The 15274-nt window shown below is 68.6% G+C and carries 17 protein-coding genes and 1 tRNA gene; 11 read left to right on the top strand and 7 right to left on the bottom strand.

The window, feature by feature from the left end; translation table 11 throughout:
• Position 1: 1 nt before the first annotated feature.
• The 7 genes from AVJ23_RS06515 to AVJ23_RS06485 form a co-directional block, all read right to left on the bottom strand.
• Positions 2 to 1267, bottom strand: coding sequence for a glutamate-5-semialdehyde dehydrogenase (locus tag AVJ23_RS06515; RefSeq protein WP_058861359.1), 1266 nt, complete (start codon positions 1265 to 1267; stop codon positions 2 to 4).
• Positions 1268 to 1333: 66 nt separating this feature from the next.
• Positions 1334 to 2440 (bottom strand): glutamate 5-kinase, encoded by a 1107-nt coding sequence (gene proB / locus AVJ23_RS06510; protein WP_058861358.1) that lies wholly within the window; start codon positions 2438 to 2440, stop codon positions 1334 to 1336.
• Positions 2428 to 3468, bottom strand: coding sequence for a GTPase ObgE (gene obgE / locus AVJ23_RS06505; RefSeq protein WP_058861357.1), 1041 nt, complete (start codon positions 3466 to 3468; stop codon positions 2428 to 2430). Before obgE ends, proB begins: the two co-directional genes overlap by 13 nt.
• A 179-nt stretch (positions 3469 to 3647) precedes the next feature.
• Positions 3648 to 4187, bottom strand: a complete 540-nt coding sequence (locus AVJ23_RS06500) for a GNAT family N-acetyltransferase (RefSeq protein WP_058861356.1) — start codon at positions 4185 to 4187, stop codon at positions 3648 to 3650.
• 146 nt (positions 4188 to 4333) lie between these two features.
• Positions 4334 to 4603 (bottom strand): 50S ribosomal protein L27, encoded by a 270-nt coding sequence (gene rpmA / locus AVJ23_RS06495; RefSeq protein ID WP_058861355.1) that lies wholly within the window; start codon positions 4601 to 4603, stop codon positions 4334 to 4336.
• 6 nt (positions 4604 to 4609) lie between these two features.
• Positions 4610 to 5347: a 50S ribosomal protein L21 gene (locus tag AVJ23_RS06490; RefSeq protein ID WP_058861354.1), complete on the bottom strand. Its 738-nt coding sequence runs from the start codon at positions 5345 to 5347 to the stop codon at positions 4610 to 4612.
• Positions 5348 to 5549: 202 nt separating this feature from the next.
• Complete coding sequence (locus AVJ23_RS06485) at positions 5550 to 6359, bottom strand: DUF2059 domain-containing protein (protein ID WP_058861353.1); 810 nt, start codon at positions 6357 to 6359, stop codon at positions 5550 to 5552.
• 142 nt (positions 6360 to 6501) lie between these two features.
• Between AVJ23_RS06485 and AVJ23_RS06480 the strand changes: the two genes are divergently transcribed.
• The 11 genes from AVJ23_RS06480 to AVJ23_RS06430 all read left to right on the top strand — a co-directional run bounded on the left by AVJ23_RS06480 (position 6502) and on the right by AVJ23_RS06430 (position 15079).
• A tRNA-Ser gene (locus AVJ23_RS06480) sits at positions 6502 to 6591 on the top strand.
• A gap of 281 nt (positions 6592 to 6872) precedes the next feature.
• Positions 6873 to 7241 carry a hypothetical protein gene (locus AVJ23_RS23165; RefSeq protein WP_058861352.1) on the top strand — a complete coding sequence of 123 codons (369 nt, stop codon included), beginning with the start codon at positions 6873 to 6875 and terminating at the stop codon, positions 7239 to 7241.
• 53 nt (positions 7242 to 7294) lie between these two features.
• Entirely contained in the window at positions 7295 to 8092 is a 798-nt protein-coding gene (locus AVJ23_RS23160) for a site-specific integrase (protein WP_205626835.1), read from the top strand.
• A 149-nt stretch (positions 8093 to 8241) separates the two neighbouring features.
• Positions 8242 to 9339: a CobW family GTP-binding protein gene (locus AVJ23_RS06465; RefSeq protein WP_058861350.1), complete on the top strand. Its 1098-nt coding sequence runs from the start codon at positions 8242 to 8244 to the stop codon at positions 9337 to 9339.
• Complete coding sequence (locus AVJ23_RS06460) at positions 9336 to 10550, top strand: GTP-binding protein (protein WP_058861349.1); 1215 nt, start codon at positions 9336 to 9338, stop codon at positions 10548 to 10550. The genes AVJ23_RS06465 and AVJ23_RS06460 overlap by 4 nt, the downstream gene beginning before the upstream one ends.
• The gene (locus AVJ23_RS06455) at positions 10547 to 11176 is read left to right on the top strand and encodes a DUF1826 domain-containing protein (protein ID WP_058861348.1); all 630 of its coding nucleotides are present in this window, start codon (positions 10547 to 10549) and stop codon (positions 11174 to 11176) included. Before AVJ23_RS06460 ends, AVJ23_RS06455 begins: the two co-directional genes overlap by 4 nt.
• Positions 11176 to 11466 carry a DUF6525 family protein gene (locus AVJ23_RS06450; protein WP_058861347.1) on the top strand — a complete coding sequence of 97 codons (291 nt, stop codon included), beginning with the start codon at positions 11176 to 11178 and terminating at the stop codon, positions 11464 to 11466. The genes AVJ23_RS06455 and AVJ23_RS06450 overlap by 1 nt, the downstream gene beginning before the upstream one ends.
• 55 nt (positions 11467 to 11521) lie before the next feature.
• The gene (locus AVJ23_RS06445) at positions 11522 to 12178 is read left to right on the top strand and encodes a DUF1007 family protein (protein WP_058861346.1); all 657 of its coding nucleotides are present in this window, start codon (positions 11522 to 11524) and stop codon (positions 12176 to 12178) included.
• Positions 12169 to 13095: a nickel/cobalt transporter gene (locus AVJ23_RS06440; protein ID WP_058861345.1), complete on the top strand. Its 927-nt coding sequence runs from the start codon at positions 12169 to 12171 to the stop codon at positions 13093 to 13095. Before AVJ23_RS06445 ends, AVJ23_RS06440 begins: the two co-directional genes overlap by 10 nt.
• A gap of 138 nt (positions 13096 to 13233) precedes the next feature.
• Positions 13234 to 14271, top strand: a complete 1038-nt coding sequence (pyrC, locus tag AVJ23_RS06435; RefSeq protein ID WP_058861344.1) for a dihydroorotase — start codon at positions 13234 to 13236, stop codon at positions 14269 to 14271.
• A 142-nt stretch (positions 14272 to 14413) separates the two neighbouring features.
• A complete protein-coding gene (locus tag AVJ23_RS06430; protein ID WP_058861343.1) occupies positions 14414 to 15079 on the top strand; it encodes an orotate phosphoribosyltransferase in 666 nt (221 codons plus the stop codon).
• Positions 15080 to 15274: the final 195 nt, after the last annotated feature.

Here is a 15274-nt window from a genome sequence, read left to right as displayed (position 1 = left end):
CTCAGCCGCGCACCGCGCCGTCGCCGGTGACCAGGTACTTGAAGCTGGTCAGCTGCTCGGCCCCGACGGGGCCGCGCGCGTGCAGCTTGCCGGTGGCGATGCCGATCTCGGCGCCCATGCCGAACTCTCCGCCATCGGCAAACTGGGTCGAGGCGTTGCGCATCAGGATCGCGCTGTCCAGCCGCTCGAAGAAGCGCGCGGCGGCAGCGTCATCCTCGGTCAGGATGCAATCGGTATGGCCCGAGCCGTAGCGCCGGATATGGGCGATGGCTGCGTCGATATCCTCGACCACCCGGGCGGCGATGATGCTGTCGAGATATTCGCGCCCCCAATCCTCCTCCGTGGCGGCCTGCACCCCCTCGATGGCCTGCAGCGTCTCGTCGCCGCGTACTTCGACCCCGGCCTCGAGCAGTGCCCTGACCAGCCCCTGCCCCACCGTGTCCAGCGCGTCGCGATGGATCAGCAGGCATTCGGCGGCACCGCAGATCCCGGTGCGGCGCGTCTTGGCGTTCAGCACGACGCGCAGCGCCTTGACCGGGTCGGCGGCGGCATCGACATAGACATGCACGATCCCTTCAAGATGGGCGAAGACCGGCACGCGGGCCTCCTGCTGGACCAGCCCGACCAGCCCCTTGCCGCCGCGCGGCACGATCACGTCGACACTGTCGGTCATGGTCAGCAATTCGCGCACCGCGGCGCGGTCACGGGTGGGCACGCGCTGGATCGCGTCCTCGGGCAGGCCGGCCACGCGCAGCCCCTCGACCAAGCAGTCATGGATCAGCCCCGAGGAATGGAAGCTTTCCGAGCCGCCGCGCAGGATCACCGCGTTGCCCGCCTTGAGGCAGAGCGCACCGGCATCGGCTGTCACGTTGGGCCGCGATTCGTAGATCACCCCGATCACGCCCAGCGGCGTGCGCACGCGGCGGATGGTCAGCCCGTTGGGCTGCTCCCACTCGGCCAGCGTGGCGCCCACGGGATCGTCCTGCGCCGCGACCGCGCGCAGCCCGTCGACAATGCCCTGGATGCGGGCCTCGTCCAGCATCAGCCGGTCCATCATCGCGTCCGAGAGCCCCTTTTCGCGGCCGTAATCGAGATCCTGCGCATTGGCGGCGACGATCTCGGCCCGGCGGGCCCAGACCGCGTCGGCGGCGGCCTCGAGCGCGCGGCGCCGCGCCTCGGACGGGGCGAAGGCCAGCTCGGCCGCGGCGGCGCGGGCGCGCCGGCCCATCTCGGCCATCAGGGCGGGGATGTCGGTGAGATCCTTCATGGCGTGTCTCGTCTTGGCTGGCGTGGGCATGAGTATTTCTGGAAGAGAAGAAGCAGCATAGCGCGGCTAGAGCGCCATGTCATCGCGGTGGATCAGGACGGCGCGGCCCGGGTAGCCGAGGATCGCCTCGATCTCGGAGCTGTGACGCCCGGCGATGGCGCGCGCCTCGGCGCCGGTGTAGCGGGTCAGGCCCTGGCCCAGCGTCTCGCCGGTGGGGGCGCGCAAGATCACCGGCTCGCCCCGGCCGAACGTGCCCTCGACCGCGCTGAGCCCCACGGGCAGGAGCGAGCGGCCCGCCGACAGCGCCTGCGCGGCGCCGGCATCCACGACCAGCGTGCCCTGCGGCTTCATCGCCGCGATCCAGCGGCGCCGCGCGGTCAGAGGGTCGGTCTGGGGTGTGAAGAGCGTGGCGGGCGCGCCCTCGGCGAGGCCGCGGAGCGGGTGCGGCGCGGCGCCATGGGTGATCACCATGGCACAGCCCGAGGCGGTGGCGGTCTTGGCGGCCATCACCTTGGTCTTCATGCCGCCCTTGGACAGGCCAGAGCCCGCGTCACCGGCCATGGCCTCGATCTCGGGGGTGATGCGGTCGATCACGTCCAGCCGCCGCGCTGCCGGGTCGGCGGCGGGGTTGGCGGTATAGAGCCCGTCCACGTCCGAAAGCAGCACCAGCAGGTCGGCGCCCACGGTCACGGCGACCTGCGCGGCCAGCCGGTCATTGTCGCCGTAGCGGATCTCGTCCGTGGCGACGGTGTCGTTCTCGTTCACGATGGGCACCGCGCCGAAGCCCAGAAGCGCCGCCAGCGTGGCGCGCGAGTTGAGGTAGCGGCGGCGATCGGCGCTGTCCTCGAGCGTGACAAGCACCTGTGCGGTGGTCAGCCCGTGCGGCGCCAGCGCCTCTTCCCAGGCGCGGGCCAGCCGGATCTGGCCCACCGCGGCGGCGGCCTGTGCCTGTTCCAGCGCCAGCGTGTCATGCGGCAGGCCCAGCACGCCGCGCCCCAGCGCGATGGAGCCCGAAGAGACCAGCACCACATCGGCGCCGCGGGCCTTGAGCGCGGCGATATCCTCGGCGATGGCATGCAGCCAGGCGCGGCGCAGATCACCCGTGGCGCGATCGACCAGCAGGGCCGAGCCGATCTTGACGACGACGCGGCTGGCCTCGCTCAGGGCTGCCACGCGCTGTCCTCCTCCTCGCCGGTGGCACGGTCGGCGGCGCGGCGGGCCTCGACATGGGGGCGCAGCGCGCGCAGCACCTCGGTGACGCCCTCGCCCGAGGCGCCGGACATGAACAGCACGTCGCGCGCACCGGCCGCCTGAAGCTCGTCGCGCAGGAAGGCGCGTTCCTCGGCATCCAGCGCGTCGATCTTGTTCAGCACGGTGACGCGCGGCTTCTCGGCCAGCCCCTCGCCATAGGCGGAGAGCTCGTCGCAGATGGTCTGCCAATCCTCGATCAACGTGCCGGAGGTGCCGTCGACAAGGTGCAGCAGCACGGCCGAGCGTTCCACGTGGCCGAGGAAGATGTCGCCCAGCCCGCGGCCTTCATGCGCGCCTTCGATCAGGCCGGGAATGTCGGCCACGACGAACTCGGTATTGTCGACGGCGACCACACCGAGGTTCGGGTGCAGCGTGGTGAAGGGGTAATCGGCGATCTTCGGCCGGGCGTTCGAAGTGGCGGCAAGGAAGGTGGACTTGCCGGCATTGGGCAGCCCGACCAGCCCCACATCGGCGATCAGCTTGAGGCGCAGCCAGAGCGTGCGCTCCACCCCCTCCTGCCCCGGGTTGGCGCGGCGCGGGGCCTGGTTGGTGGAGGTCTTGAAATGCAGGTTGCCCCAGCCGCCATTGCCGCCCTTGGCCAGCAGCACGCGCTCGCCCAGCGTGGTCAGGTCGGCCAGCACGGTTTCCTGGTCTTCGTCGAGGATCTCGGTGCCCACGGGCACGCGCAGCACGATGTCGCTGCCATCCTTGCCGGTGCGGGCGCGGCCCATGCCGCCCTGCCCGTTCTGCGCGAACCAGTGCTGCTGGTAGCGGAAATCGATCAGCGTGTTCAGCCCGTCCACCGCCTCGGCCCAGACCGAGCCGCCGGTGCCACCATCGCCGCCATCTGGGCCGCCGAACTCGACATATTTCTCGCGGCGGAACGAGATGCAGCCATTGCCGCCCGCGCCGGAGCGGACGTAGACCTTGCAGAGATCGAGAAACTTCATGGGAGGCAGGCTTTCTGCGTTGGACGGCCGAGATCTAGCCGCGATTTCGGTCAGGCTCAAGGCGGCGCCGCGGCGGCGACCCCTGCCCGGTCATGTCGGCCGGCGCGGCCGCTGCGGAGGGTCCGCACGGCCCGCGCCGGCGCTGGCGCGCCTGTCCTCCCCGGGGGCGGACCCCGTCCTCAGGCGAGCTTGTTCAGGTAGGTCCAGGTCGGCACCTTGGCGTGGCGCGCGACCGAGAAGCTCTCGGCATCGCCGATATACTCGAAGCCGCAATTCACCAGCACGCGCGCCGAGGCCGGGTTATCCTGGAAGACGCTGGCAAACATCGTGGCATTGCCCATCGGGTTGGCCTCGACCAGCGCGCGCACCGCCTCGGAGGCGAGCCCGGTGTTCCAGTGCGGCGGCGCTACCCAGAATCCGACCTCGGACTGGTTGCGGTCCATCCGCTTGAGCGCGATCACGCCCATCAGCTCGGAACCGCCCACCTTGGTGCCGTCCATCGCCCAGATATCCTCGACCCGGTCGGGCGCCAGCGCGCGGTCGACAAAGGCCTCGGAGGCGCCGGGCGGCAGCGGGTGCGGGATCGAGGTGGTCATGCGCGCCACGCGCTCATCCCCGGCGTAATGTGCGAGAAGACCCATGTCCGAGCGCCGCAGCGGGCGCAGGTCGAACCGCTCGGTCTGCACCGAGGGTTGGTTCATCGCGGTATCAAGCCCCATCTGCACTCTCCTCCTGTGCAATGTCAGCCCTGCTGTCCCCCGGATCCGCGCCCGGACGGGCCCGGCCCGTTCCGGGCATCCGGAAACGCGAAAGGGGACCGGCATCGCGCCGATCCCCCTGTTGTCTCTCGGACCTGAAGGTCGGCTTACTCGGCAGCCTCCGCCACTGGCAGCACCGAAATGAAGGTGCGGCCCTTGAGGCCCTTGTGGAACTGCACGGCGCCTTCGGCGGTGGCGAAGATCGTGTGATCCTTGCCCATGCCCACGCCTTCACCCGGCCAGAAGCGCGTGCCGCGCTGCCGCACGATGATGTTGCCCGGGATGGCCGACTGGCCGCCATAGAGTTTCACGCCAAGACGGCGTCCGGCGGAATCGCGACCGTTGCGGGAGGAACCGCCTGCTTTCTTGTGTGCCATGAGGTGTTACTCCTGTTCTTTGGCAAACCCTGCGGCTTGCTCGATCCAGTTGTCGCGTTCGATCCGGCCCTTGAACGACAGCTTGTCATCCATATAGGCGATCTCTTCGGCACTCCAAGCGGCGATCTGGTCGAAATGGAACACGCCGTTTTCGTGCAGCAGCCCTTCGAGCTTGGGTCCGACGCCCGAGATCTTCTTGAGATCGTCCGGCTGGCCGTTCCGCGCCTCGGTCAGCAGGTTGGACGGGCGGGTGCCGTCAACCACCGGATCCGTCGCCTCGGACATGGGCTTTTCCTCCGCCTCGCCGGCGGTGGCGACACGAGCGGACATCTCGGCCTGCTCGGTCTTGTTCTGAGTATAGCGCTCGGCGCCCAGCCCCGCGGCCAGCGCGCCCGCGCCGACAGCCGCCTTGACGCCGGTTGCATCGCCGCCCTCGGCCAGGATCTCGGTCACGCGCAGCAGGGTCAGCTGCTGGCGATGGCCCTTGGTGCGCTGCGAGCTGTGCTTGCGGCGGCGCTTGACGAAATGGATGACCTTGTCACCCTTGATCTGGTCGACGATCTCGGCCTGCACCGCGGCACCTGCCACGAAGGGCGTGCCCAGCTTGGTGGTCTCGCCACCGATCATCAGCACGTCGTTGAACTGGACGGTTTCACCCGCATCGGCGGCCAGCTTCTCCACGCGGAGCGTATCGCCCGCCTGGACCTTGTATTGCTTGCCGCCGGTCTTCATCACCGCGAACATGCGCGTCTTCCTTCCTTGACCGCGTCCTTCGGCCCCCGGGTCCCCGGGTGTTGCGGCGGATCAGCCCGCCTGCCTCGAACGGCGCGCCCCTCGGGGCGTTCGTTTCTCCAAAAACGAAAGGCGGGGCCGAAGCCCCGTCCTTGTCGTGTCGCGGTGTATGCGAGATCGGCGCCGCGCTGTCAAGAACTCCCGGCGCCTCGCATCACAGGTCCTGGCCCTGCATCTCCTGCGCCGCGGCCAGCCCCAGCGCGTAGGAGATCTCGTCATACATGGCGTTGAACCCAGCAAAGAGCGCGCGGTTCAGCCGCCGCCCGTCCTCCGAGCCCGACAGCGCCACGTATTCGTCCAGCACCGCGTCCGAGAGCGGCTCGTAGGCGAGCAGCAGGAACCCGTAGAGCCACTCGCGCGTGTCCGCCCGCGTCTCCTGCTCCTGCGACCAGACATCGGCGAGGATCTCGGATTCGCTCATCTCGAGCCCGCCGCCCTCGACAAGGCCGCGGTAGAAATTGAACGAGGCGTTGAGCGCGCCGGCCACGTTGCTGTCCACGAGGTCATTGGCCGCGACGAACTCGGTGATCTGCTCCAGCCGGGCCGAGTCGCCCCCTTCGAGATCGCGGTAGCGTTCGCGCGCGGCCTGCTCGACCGTGTCCTCGATCATCGCGCGGCGCGCGTCGAGTTCCAGCGAGACCACGCGCGTGCCGGTCTCGGAGGCGAAATAGGCGGTGAGCGGCGCGGTTTCGGTGCCCTCCATGACCTCGGTGAAGCCCGCCTCGACCACGGCCTTCATCTTGTCGGTGTCATAGATGTCCTCGAGGACGGATTGCCAGCGCGCGCCGGCGGTGCCCGGGAACATGTCCGCGCCCAGCTCGGCCCCGTAGGCCAGCCCCTCCTCGCGCATCACGACGATCATCTCGTCGATCTGCAGCGCCTCCATCAGGTCGTCGACCGGGTCGGCCCGCAGGGGCAAGGCGACAAGCGCCAGCATCAGCGCGGCAAGACAGCGTGCGAGCATGGAACATCCTTTCTCCGATGCCCCCAGAGGGTAGTGTCGAAGCGCCCCGTTTCCAAGGCCCAACGGCGCGGCGCAGAAAGTCGCATTTTCCGGTTGCACGCCCCTCGGACAGAAGCTAAACGCACCCCACCCAGACCCCCGCGGAGAGGTGCCGGAGTGGTCGAACGGGGCGGTCTCGAAAACCGTTGACCCTTCACGGGGTCCCAGGGTTCGAATCCCTGTCTCTCCGCCATTTTCTTTCTAAACCAGCGACTTAAGAGTTGGGCAGGCAAGTGCGACACAAAGTGGAGCACCACGCCCATGAAACTGTCCGCCTTTATTTCGCCTTCGCGCCACGGGGTCTACTGTTTCCGCTGGCCCTTGCCTTCCCCCGACCGCAATAGCCGCAGAACCGTTAGGATTTCCCTTCGCACCAAGTGCCCGGGTCGGGCTGGTGATCTTGCCCGCCATCTTGCATCATGCGGGCGATTGGTTCGGGATAACAAGGCATTGGCAAGGCTCAGGCAAGACGAGATGCGCGAGATGGTGCGAAGCTACTTCGCGGCTTCGCTGGATGCTTATGTTGAGAAGCTGAACGATACCGGCCTGCCGGATCGGTCCCTTGACGCCCTGCGCCAAGAGCTAGCCGCCCACGCGGACGCCTCAGAGGGCCATGACGATCTGTCGGACATGTTCCTTGACCCAGACGCGTTTCGCGCATCAGCGGGCCTCACAGACGCTCAATGGGCCGAAAATGGACCATCCCTGCGCCAAGAGATGCGCAAGGCCCGCCGGGACCAGATCAAAGCCATTCTGAGCGCCGCTGAGAGCCTTGAAGGCTACTCCTTCACCGAAACGCCCAGACAGCACCGAGGCCACCACTGGCCCGCTCAGCGTCTCTGAGCGCGGCCATCGCGGACTTCAAAGCCGAGCATGGGCCGCAATGGTCTAAGGAGATGCGGAACAAGGCCAATGCTTACCTTGCTCTGCTTGTGGAGCATTTCGGACCGGATCGCCCGATGGACCAGGTCAGCCGCCAAGACGCCGCTGACATGAAGAAGCTGGTGCAAACCCTGCCCGCCAACCGCAAGACCAAGCCCGAAACCCGCGATCTGAGTTTGCAGGACGCCATCGCCGTTCCCGGCTTGCCCAAGATGGGCGTGAAGACGGTCAACAGTTACATCGACATGTTCCGCCGCTTCTGGGACTGGGCAGAACGCCATGGGCGCGCGCCTCATAAGCTGTGCGACGGCATGAAGGTTGCGAAGGCCAAGCAAGCCGCAGAGAAGCGCAAGGCGTACAGCAAGGAACAGCTTTCACGCCTTTACGTTGAGTTGACGGAAGACCGCTCTGGACTGGTCAAGAAAGACGATCACAAGTGGGGAACGCTTCTGGCGATGTTCACCGGGGCACGGTTGCGGGAAGTCGCGCAACTGGTGCCGTCTGACATTCGAAGCGAAGGCGGCATCTGGTACATCGACATCAACGCGGATGGTGAGAAGAAAAGCCTCAAGTCGCCTGCCGCCAAGCGCCGGGTGTCCGTGCATTCGGAGTTGATCCGCCTTGGCTTCCTTGAATCGGTCGAAGCCTGCGCGAAGCAGCCACACCTGTTTATGTCTCTCTCGTACAATGAGAAGGAAGCGTATGGCCGCAATCTGGGCCGCTGGGTCGGTACGTTCCTCATCAAGATCGGCATGAAGGAAGACGGTCTTGTCTTCCACAGCCTGCGCCACACTGCCATTGTCCGGATGTGATCCCGCAGAGCCTGCCAAAGCCTTGATCAATCCTGTCAACTCGCGCCGCGCCTTTTGCCGGTGAGCGATGGGATCGACCGGTTTCGGAGGGTTGCAGGCGCCGATTCTTCGGAGTAGTTGTTATGCTATAACATACAAGCGAGAGACCGATGAACACCGCCGATCCCCGCCTCCCCGTCACGCTCCTGACCGGCTTTCTCGGGGCCGGCAAGACCACGCTGCTCAACGCGCTTCTGTCGGATGGCGCGGCGGGGCGGATTGCGGTGATCGTCAACGAGTTCGGCGAGGCGGGGCTCGATCATGACCTGATCGAACATGTGGGCGAAGAGGTCGTGCTGATGCAGTCGGGCTGTCTGTGCTGCTCGGTACGGGGCGACCTGTCGCGCACCATGGCGGATCTGCTGGCCCGGCGCGAGGACGGCGCACTGGCATTCGACCGCGTGGTGATCGAGACCACGGGGCTGGCCGATCCCGGGCCGATCCTGCAGACCCTTTTGGTCGATCCCTTCCTGGCCCGGCGCACGCGGATGGACGGGATCGTGACGGTCGCCGATGCCGCGAACGGGCCGGCCACGCTGGATGCGCAGTTCGAGGCGGTTTCGCAGGTCGCCATGGCCGATCTCGTGGTGCTCAGCAAGACCGATCTCGTGCAACCCGACCGGGTGGTGATGTTCGAGGAGCGGCTGCGGGCGATCAACCCCGACATCCGCATCCTGCACGCGGTGCGCGGCGCAGGCATAGCCGGACAGGTCTGGGGGCTGAGCGGCCTGCGCCAGGGCGCCGCGGCGGCCGACGTGCTGGCCTGGACGCGCGCGCCCGAGCCCGCCGCCGATCCGCTGGCCAACCTGTCGGGCCTCGCCCGCGCCACGCCGCCCGCGCAGACCCTGTCGCCGCATGACAGCCGCATCGGGACGGCCTCGGTCATCCTCGACGACCCGGTGCCCGACGCGGTGTTCGATCTCTGGCTCGACACGCTGATCGCGCTGCGCGGGCCGGACATCCTGCGCGTCAAGGGCATCGTCTTTCTCGAAGGGATCGAGACGCCCTTCGTGTTCCACGGCGTGCAGCATGTCTTCGACCCGCCGGTGCCGCTGCAGGACTGGCCGGGCGGCGACCGCCGCACGCGCATCGTGGTCATCGCGCGCGACATCACGCGCCCCGCCCTGCAGCGCAATCTCGACCTGCTGCGCGCCCGCCTGCCGGGCGCGCAGGACCCCGCACTCGAACAGAAGGCAGAACTTTCATGACAGATACCCGCCTCCCCGTCACCGTCCTGTCCGGCTTTCTCGGCGCCGGCAAGACGACGCTGCTCAACCGCGTGCTGAACAACCGCGAGGGGCGCCGCGTCGCGGTCATCGTCAACGACATGTCCGAGGTGAACATCGATGCCGACCTCGTCCGCGAGGGCGGCGCGAACCTCAGCCAGACCGACGAGACGCTCGTCGAGATGTCGAATGGCTGCATCTGCTGCACGCTGCGCGACGACCTGCTGGACGAGGTGCGCCGGCTGGCACAGCAGGGGCGCTTCGACTACCTGCTGATCGAGTCGACCGGCATCTCCGAGCCACTGCCCGTCGCCGCGACCTTCGACTTCCGCGACGCGGACGGCCAGAGCCTGTCGGACGTCTCCCGGCTGGACACGATGGTCACCGTGGTCGACGCGGTGAACCTGCTGACCGACTATTCCAGCCATGATTTCCTGCGCGACCGCGGCGAGACGCTGGGCGAGGAGGACGAGCGCACGCTGGTCCACCTGCTGACCGACCAGATCGAGTTCGCCGACGTGGTGGTGCTGAACAAGGTCACCGATGCCGGCCCCGAACGCACGGATGCGGCGCGCAAGATCATCCGCAGCCTGAACGCCGATGCGCGGATCATCGAGACCGACCACTCCGACGTGCCGGCCGGGGCGATCCTCGACACCGGGCTGTTCGATTTCGAGAAGGCGCATGAGCACCCGATGTGGGCCAAGGAGCTCTACGGCTTTGCCGATCACGTGCCCGAAACCGAGGAATACGGCGTCACCTCCTTCGTGTACCGGGCGCGGCGCCCCTTCATCCCCGAGGCGATCATGGCCGTGCTGAATGGCGACCTGCCCGGCGTGATCCGCGCCAAGGGCCATTTCTGGATCGCCACGCGCCCCGACTGGGTGGCCGAGTTCTCGCTGGCCGGCGCGCTGTCCTCGGTCACCCCGCTGGGCATCTGGTGGGCCACCGTGCCCGAGCATCGCCGCCCCGATCACCCCAGCGCGCGCGCCTACATGCAGGCGCATTGGCAGGAGCCGTGGGGCGACCGGCGGCAGGAGATCGTCTTCATCGGCACGGGCATCGACTGGCCCGCGCTAAAGGCACGGCTCGACGCCGCGCTGCTGCCGGAAGACCAGGCCAGCGGGCCCGACAGCCTGCCCGACCTGCCCGACCCGTTCCCGCTCTGGCGTCGCGCGGAGGAAGCGGCATGAACATGGTGCCAAGGATCGCGCCCGATACGGGCGTTGCCACCGTCGAGACCCCCGAAGGTCTGGTCGCGCTGCGCGCGCCGGACTGTGCCGCGGCGATCTGGCAGCGCCCGGCCCGGCCGGGCTTTGCGCCCTGGATCGACGCGCTGGAGGCCGACCGCCTGCCGCAGGCCCGGGTGATCCTGCGCCCCGAGGCCGTGCCCGCGGCCGCTGCAGAGGCCTGTGACGCGGCCGGCCTGCCCGAAGGCGCGCATCGCGACTGGATGCTGCAGGACATCTCGGCGCTGGCCGAGCGCTTTGCCGCGCTGATGCATGCCCGCTGGCTGCGCCTGCGGCTGGACGTGGTGACCACGAATGCCTGCCGGAAATTCCATGTCGATGCCGTCACCGCCCGGCTGGTCTGCACCTATCGCGGCACCGGCACGCAATACGGGATCGCGACCGATGGCGGCGACCCCGACCCGATCATGACGGTGCCCGCCGGCAGCCCCATCCTGCTGCGCGGCACGCATTGGCCCACCCGGCCCGTCTCGGCGCTGCGCCACCGCTCGCCCCCGATCGAAGGCAGCGGCGAGACGCGGCTGCTGCTGGTGCTCGACCCGGTGGACGACCCCGCGGAGGCCGTGTGATGCCCGCGAATCTCGGCACCACCACCCTGCGCCGCAAGCGGCACCGGTCGGGGGCCATGCGCGACTATGACCGCCTGCCGGCGGAATTGCGGGCCTGGCTTTCCACCGCGGTGCTGCCGTGGCGGCCGGGCTCGGTCCGGCAGGCCTATGACCGCGCCCGCGCGCGGACGGGGGATCCCGTGCAGGCGCTGGCCGAGCTCGACCGGCTGCAAGAGCGGCTTGTTGCCAAGGACGCATCTGCGGTCTGGGGGCCGGCGCACCCGCATGCTAGTCAGGGCGCGAAACGGTGACCGGGGATCTGCCCCGGCCCACCGCCCGAACAGGTCACGCAGAAGCGGAGGGCGCGTGCGGAGACGATCCAGGCAACTGGCCACGGCGCTGGTCGCGGCGCATGTCGCGGCGGGCCCCGTCGCGGCGCACCCGCATGTCTGGATCGACGGCGGCGTCGATTTCGCGCTCGGCCCCGGGGGCCAGCTCGAGGCGCTGCATGTCACCTGGCTTTATGACGAGTTCGAGACGCTCTACATGCTGGCCGAGGCCGGCATGGGCCTGAACGCCGAGGGCGTGCTGGACGCGCCCGACCGCGAGGCGCTCGTGGCGCAGCTCAGCGAGTTTCCCGCGGATTTCGACGGCTCCGCGCATCTGGCCATCGGCGGCGCGGCCGTGCCGCTGGACTGGCCGGAGAACGTGGATGCCCGCATCATCGACGGACGATTGCAGATGACCTTCACCCGACAGCTTGCCACCCCCGCGCCGCTGGCCGGGCGCGCGGCCGAGGTGGCCTTCTACGAATCCACCTATTTCTTCGCCTTCTCGATCACGCAACCGCCGCAGATCCGGCCCGAGGGCGCGGATTGCACCGGCGAGGTGATCCCGTTCGACCCCGACAGCGCCCCGCCGGGCCTCTTGACCAAGCTCGCGGCGCTCGACCGCGAGGAGACGCCCGAGACCGAGAACGTGGGCGCGCTCTTTGCCGACAGGATCGTGGTGACATGCGACTGATCCTCGTGTTGGGCCTTGTCGCGGCGGCGCTGGCCGCTCTCGTGCTGCTGGTCGATACCGATGGCGTTTCGGCCTGGGCGGCGGCGCAGCAGCGCGCCTTCCAGACCGACATGGCGCGCGCCGTGCGTGCCCTGCAAACCGGCCAGCCCGGCGCATGGACGGCGCTGCTGGCCGCCGCCGGGGCCTATGGCTTCGTCCATGCGCTGGGGCCGGGGCACGGCAAGTTCGTGATCGGCGGTGTCGGCATGGGCACCTCGGTCTCGGCCCGCCGGCTGCTGGGCCTCGCGCTGGCCTCGAGCCTCGCGCAGGCGCTCTGGGCGATCGTGCTGGTCTATGGCGGCTTCGCCCTGCTGGCCCTGTCGGCCCGGCGGATGACCGCGCTGGCCGAGGACCTGCTGGCCCCGGCAAGCTTTCTGGCCATCGCCTGCGTGGGGCTGGTGCTGGCCTGGCGCGGCCTGCGCAGCCTGGCCCCGCGCCTGCGCCCGGCCCCGGCAAAAGCCCATGCCCACGCTCATGAACATGCGCATCATCATCACGACCACGATCACGGCGCCTGCGGCTGCCATGCCCACGGCCCCTCGCCCGAGGCGGTGGCCCGGGTCTCGTCCTGGCGCGAGGCGCTGGCGCTCATTGCCAGCATCGCGATCCGGCCCTGTACCGGGGCGATCTTCCTGCTGGTGATCGCCTGGCAGATGGAAATCCTCGCCGCCGGCGCCGCCGCCGTCGCGGTGATGGGCATGGGCACGGCGCTCCTGACGAGCCTCGTCGCTCTCTCCAGCACCGCCGCCCGCGGCCTCACCTGGGCCTCCGCCGACCGCGCCGGCGCCATCACCGTGGTCCTGCCCGCCCTCCAGATGCTGGCCGGCCTCGTGATCGTCTGGATGAGCCTGGTGCTGTTGGGACTGGCCGTGATCTGACGGCCTTTGGCACCGTCCTGCGGCGATCCCGTCATCGACCGCCGCAAGACTGTGCGCCCTCGCCAAAACGCCGCTGTCCGCACTGCCCGGCGCAATGCCTCTGGCGGTTTGCGGCGCGGCCATGCTAACGGATGGCGCATGGATCAGATCACGCTTCGACAGCCCGATGACTGGCATCTTCACCTGCGCGACGGTGCGGTGCTGCGTGCCGTGGCCCCGGAAACCGCGCGCCATTTCGGCCGTGCCATCATCATGCCGAACCTCGTGCCGCCGGTGGTCACCGGGGCCGATGCGGCGGCCTATCGCGACCGGATCCGCGCCGCCCTGCCCCCGGGCAGCGGCTTCACCCCGCTGATGACGCTCTACCTGACCGAGGAGACCGATCCCGAGGACGTGGCCCGTGCCCATGCCGAGGGGCTGATCACCGCGGTCAAGCTCTACCCGGCGGGCGCGACGACCAACTCGGCCTCGGGCGTGAAGGAGATCGACCGCGTGCGCGCCGTGCTGGAGCGCATGGCCGAGATCGGCTGCCCGCTCTGCGTGCATGGCGAGGTGGTCGATGCCGAGATCGACATCTTCGACCGCGAGGCGGTGTTCATCGACCGGGTGCTCGATCCGCTGCGCCGCGCGACGCCGGGTCTGCGCGTGATCATGGAGCATATCACCACGCGCCAGGGTGTGGACTATGCCCGCGCCGGTGGCCCGGATCTCGGCGCGACGATCACCACGCATCACCTCGTGATCAACCGCAACGCGATCCTCGCCGGCGGCATCCGCCCGCATTACTACTGCCTGCCCGTGGCCAAACGCGAAGAGCACCGCCAGGCCCTGCGCGCCGCCGCCACCTCGGGCGAGGCGACATTCTTCCTGGGCACTGACAGCGCGCCGCATCTCGATCCGCTGAAGGAAAGCGCCTGCGGCTGCGCGGGCTGTTTCACGGCGACCAACACGCTGTCGATCCTGGCACAGGTGTTCGAGCAGGAAGGCGCACTGGACCGGCTGGAGGCCTTCACCTCCCTCAACGGGCCGGCCTTCTACGGCCTGCCGCCCAACGAGACGCGGATCACGCTGCAGAAGGGCGCCACGGTTACCTACCCGGAGAAGATCGACACCGAGGACGGGCCGATCACGCTGTTCGATCCGCAGATGGAATTGCAGTGGCGCGTCGTCCCGTGACTGCAGCCCCGCGGCAAGGCGCGTCGACGCGCCTTCCGGGAACGCCTTTGCAAAGGCGTTCCCCAACGCTCTTGCAAGAGCGTTGACCAAGGCCCTTCGAAGGGCCTTGCCCCCTGCCCCAACCGCCCAAAGGACACCCGACATGATCCCCTCGACCTACCCCACCGCCGAAGAGATGGCCCGGCTGACCGCGCGCATGCTGTGGGAGATCGAGGCGGTGAACTTCATGACCGACACGCCGTTCAAGCTTGCCTCGGGCCAGCTCAGCCCGGTCTATATCGACTGCCGCAAGCTGATCTCCTACCCGCGCATCCGCGCCACATTGATGGACTTCCTCACCGTGACCGTCATGCGGCAGGCAGGCTTCGAGGCCTTCGACAATATCGCGGGTGGCGAGACGGCGGGCATCCCCTTTGCCGCGCTGGTGGCCGAGCGGATGGGGCTGCCGATGACCTATGTGCGCAAGAAGCCCAAGGGCTACGGGCGCAACGCCCGGATCGAGGGGGTCATGGGCGAGGACGACCGCGTGCTGCTGGTCGAGGACCTGACCACGGATGGCGGCTCCAAGCTGTCCTTCGTCGACGCGATCCGCGAGACCGGCGCCAGCTGCGCCCACACCGCGGTGATCTTCTATTACGGCATCTTCCCCGAGACGGTGAAGACGCTGGGCGATCACGGGGTTGCGCTGCACCACCTGTGCACCTGGTGGGAGGTGCTGGACGAGGCCCCTGCACGCCACGAGGCGGTGCTGGGCGACGTGCGCGCCTTTCTCGAGGACCCGCACGGCTGGCGGGCCGCCCGCGCCTAGGCCGCTGCCGCCCGCGCAGGCAGCCCGGGACTTATCCCCCGAAAAATTCGGGCCCGGGACAAGCTGTGGACAAGGCTTTACAGAATCGCACCGCCTTCTGTATCTTGTAGGTCGCAGGCAAGGGCACACAGGATAAGCTGACGCGGCTGCGCGCCACAGGCGCCTAACCCTAGGTCAGCAGGGGTTTTGAACAGG

The organism is Pseudoponticoccus marisrubri, from assembly GCF_001482405.1.
In the GTDB taxonomy this organism is placed as follows: domain Bacteria; phylum Pseudomonadota; class Alphaproteobacteria; order Rhodobacterales; family Rhodobacteraceae; genus Pseudoponticoccus; species Pseudoponticoccus marisrubri.
The sequence above is the reverse complement of the archived record's forward strand: the minus strand, read 5'-3'. Positions and strand labels throughout refer to the sequence as shown.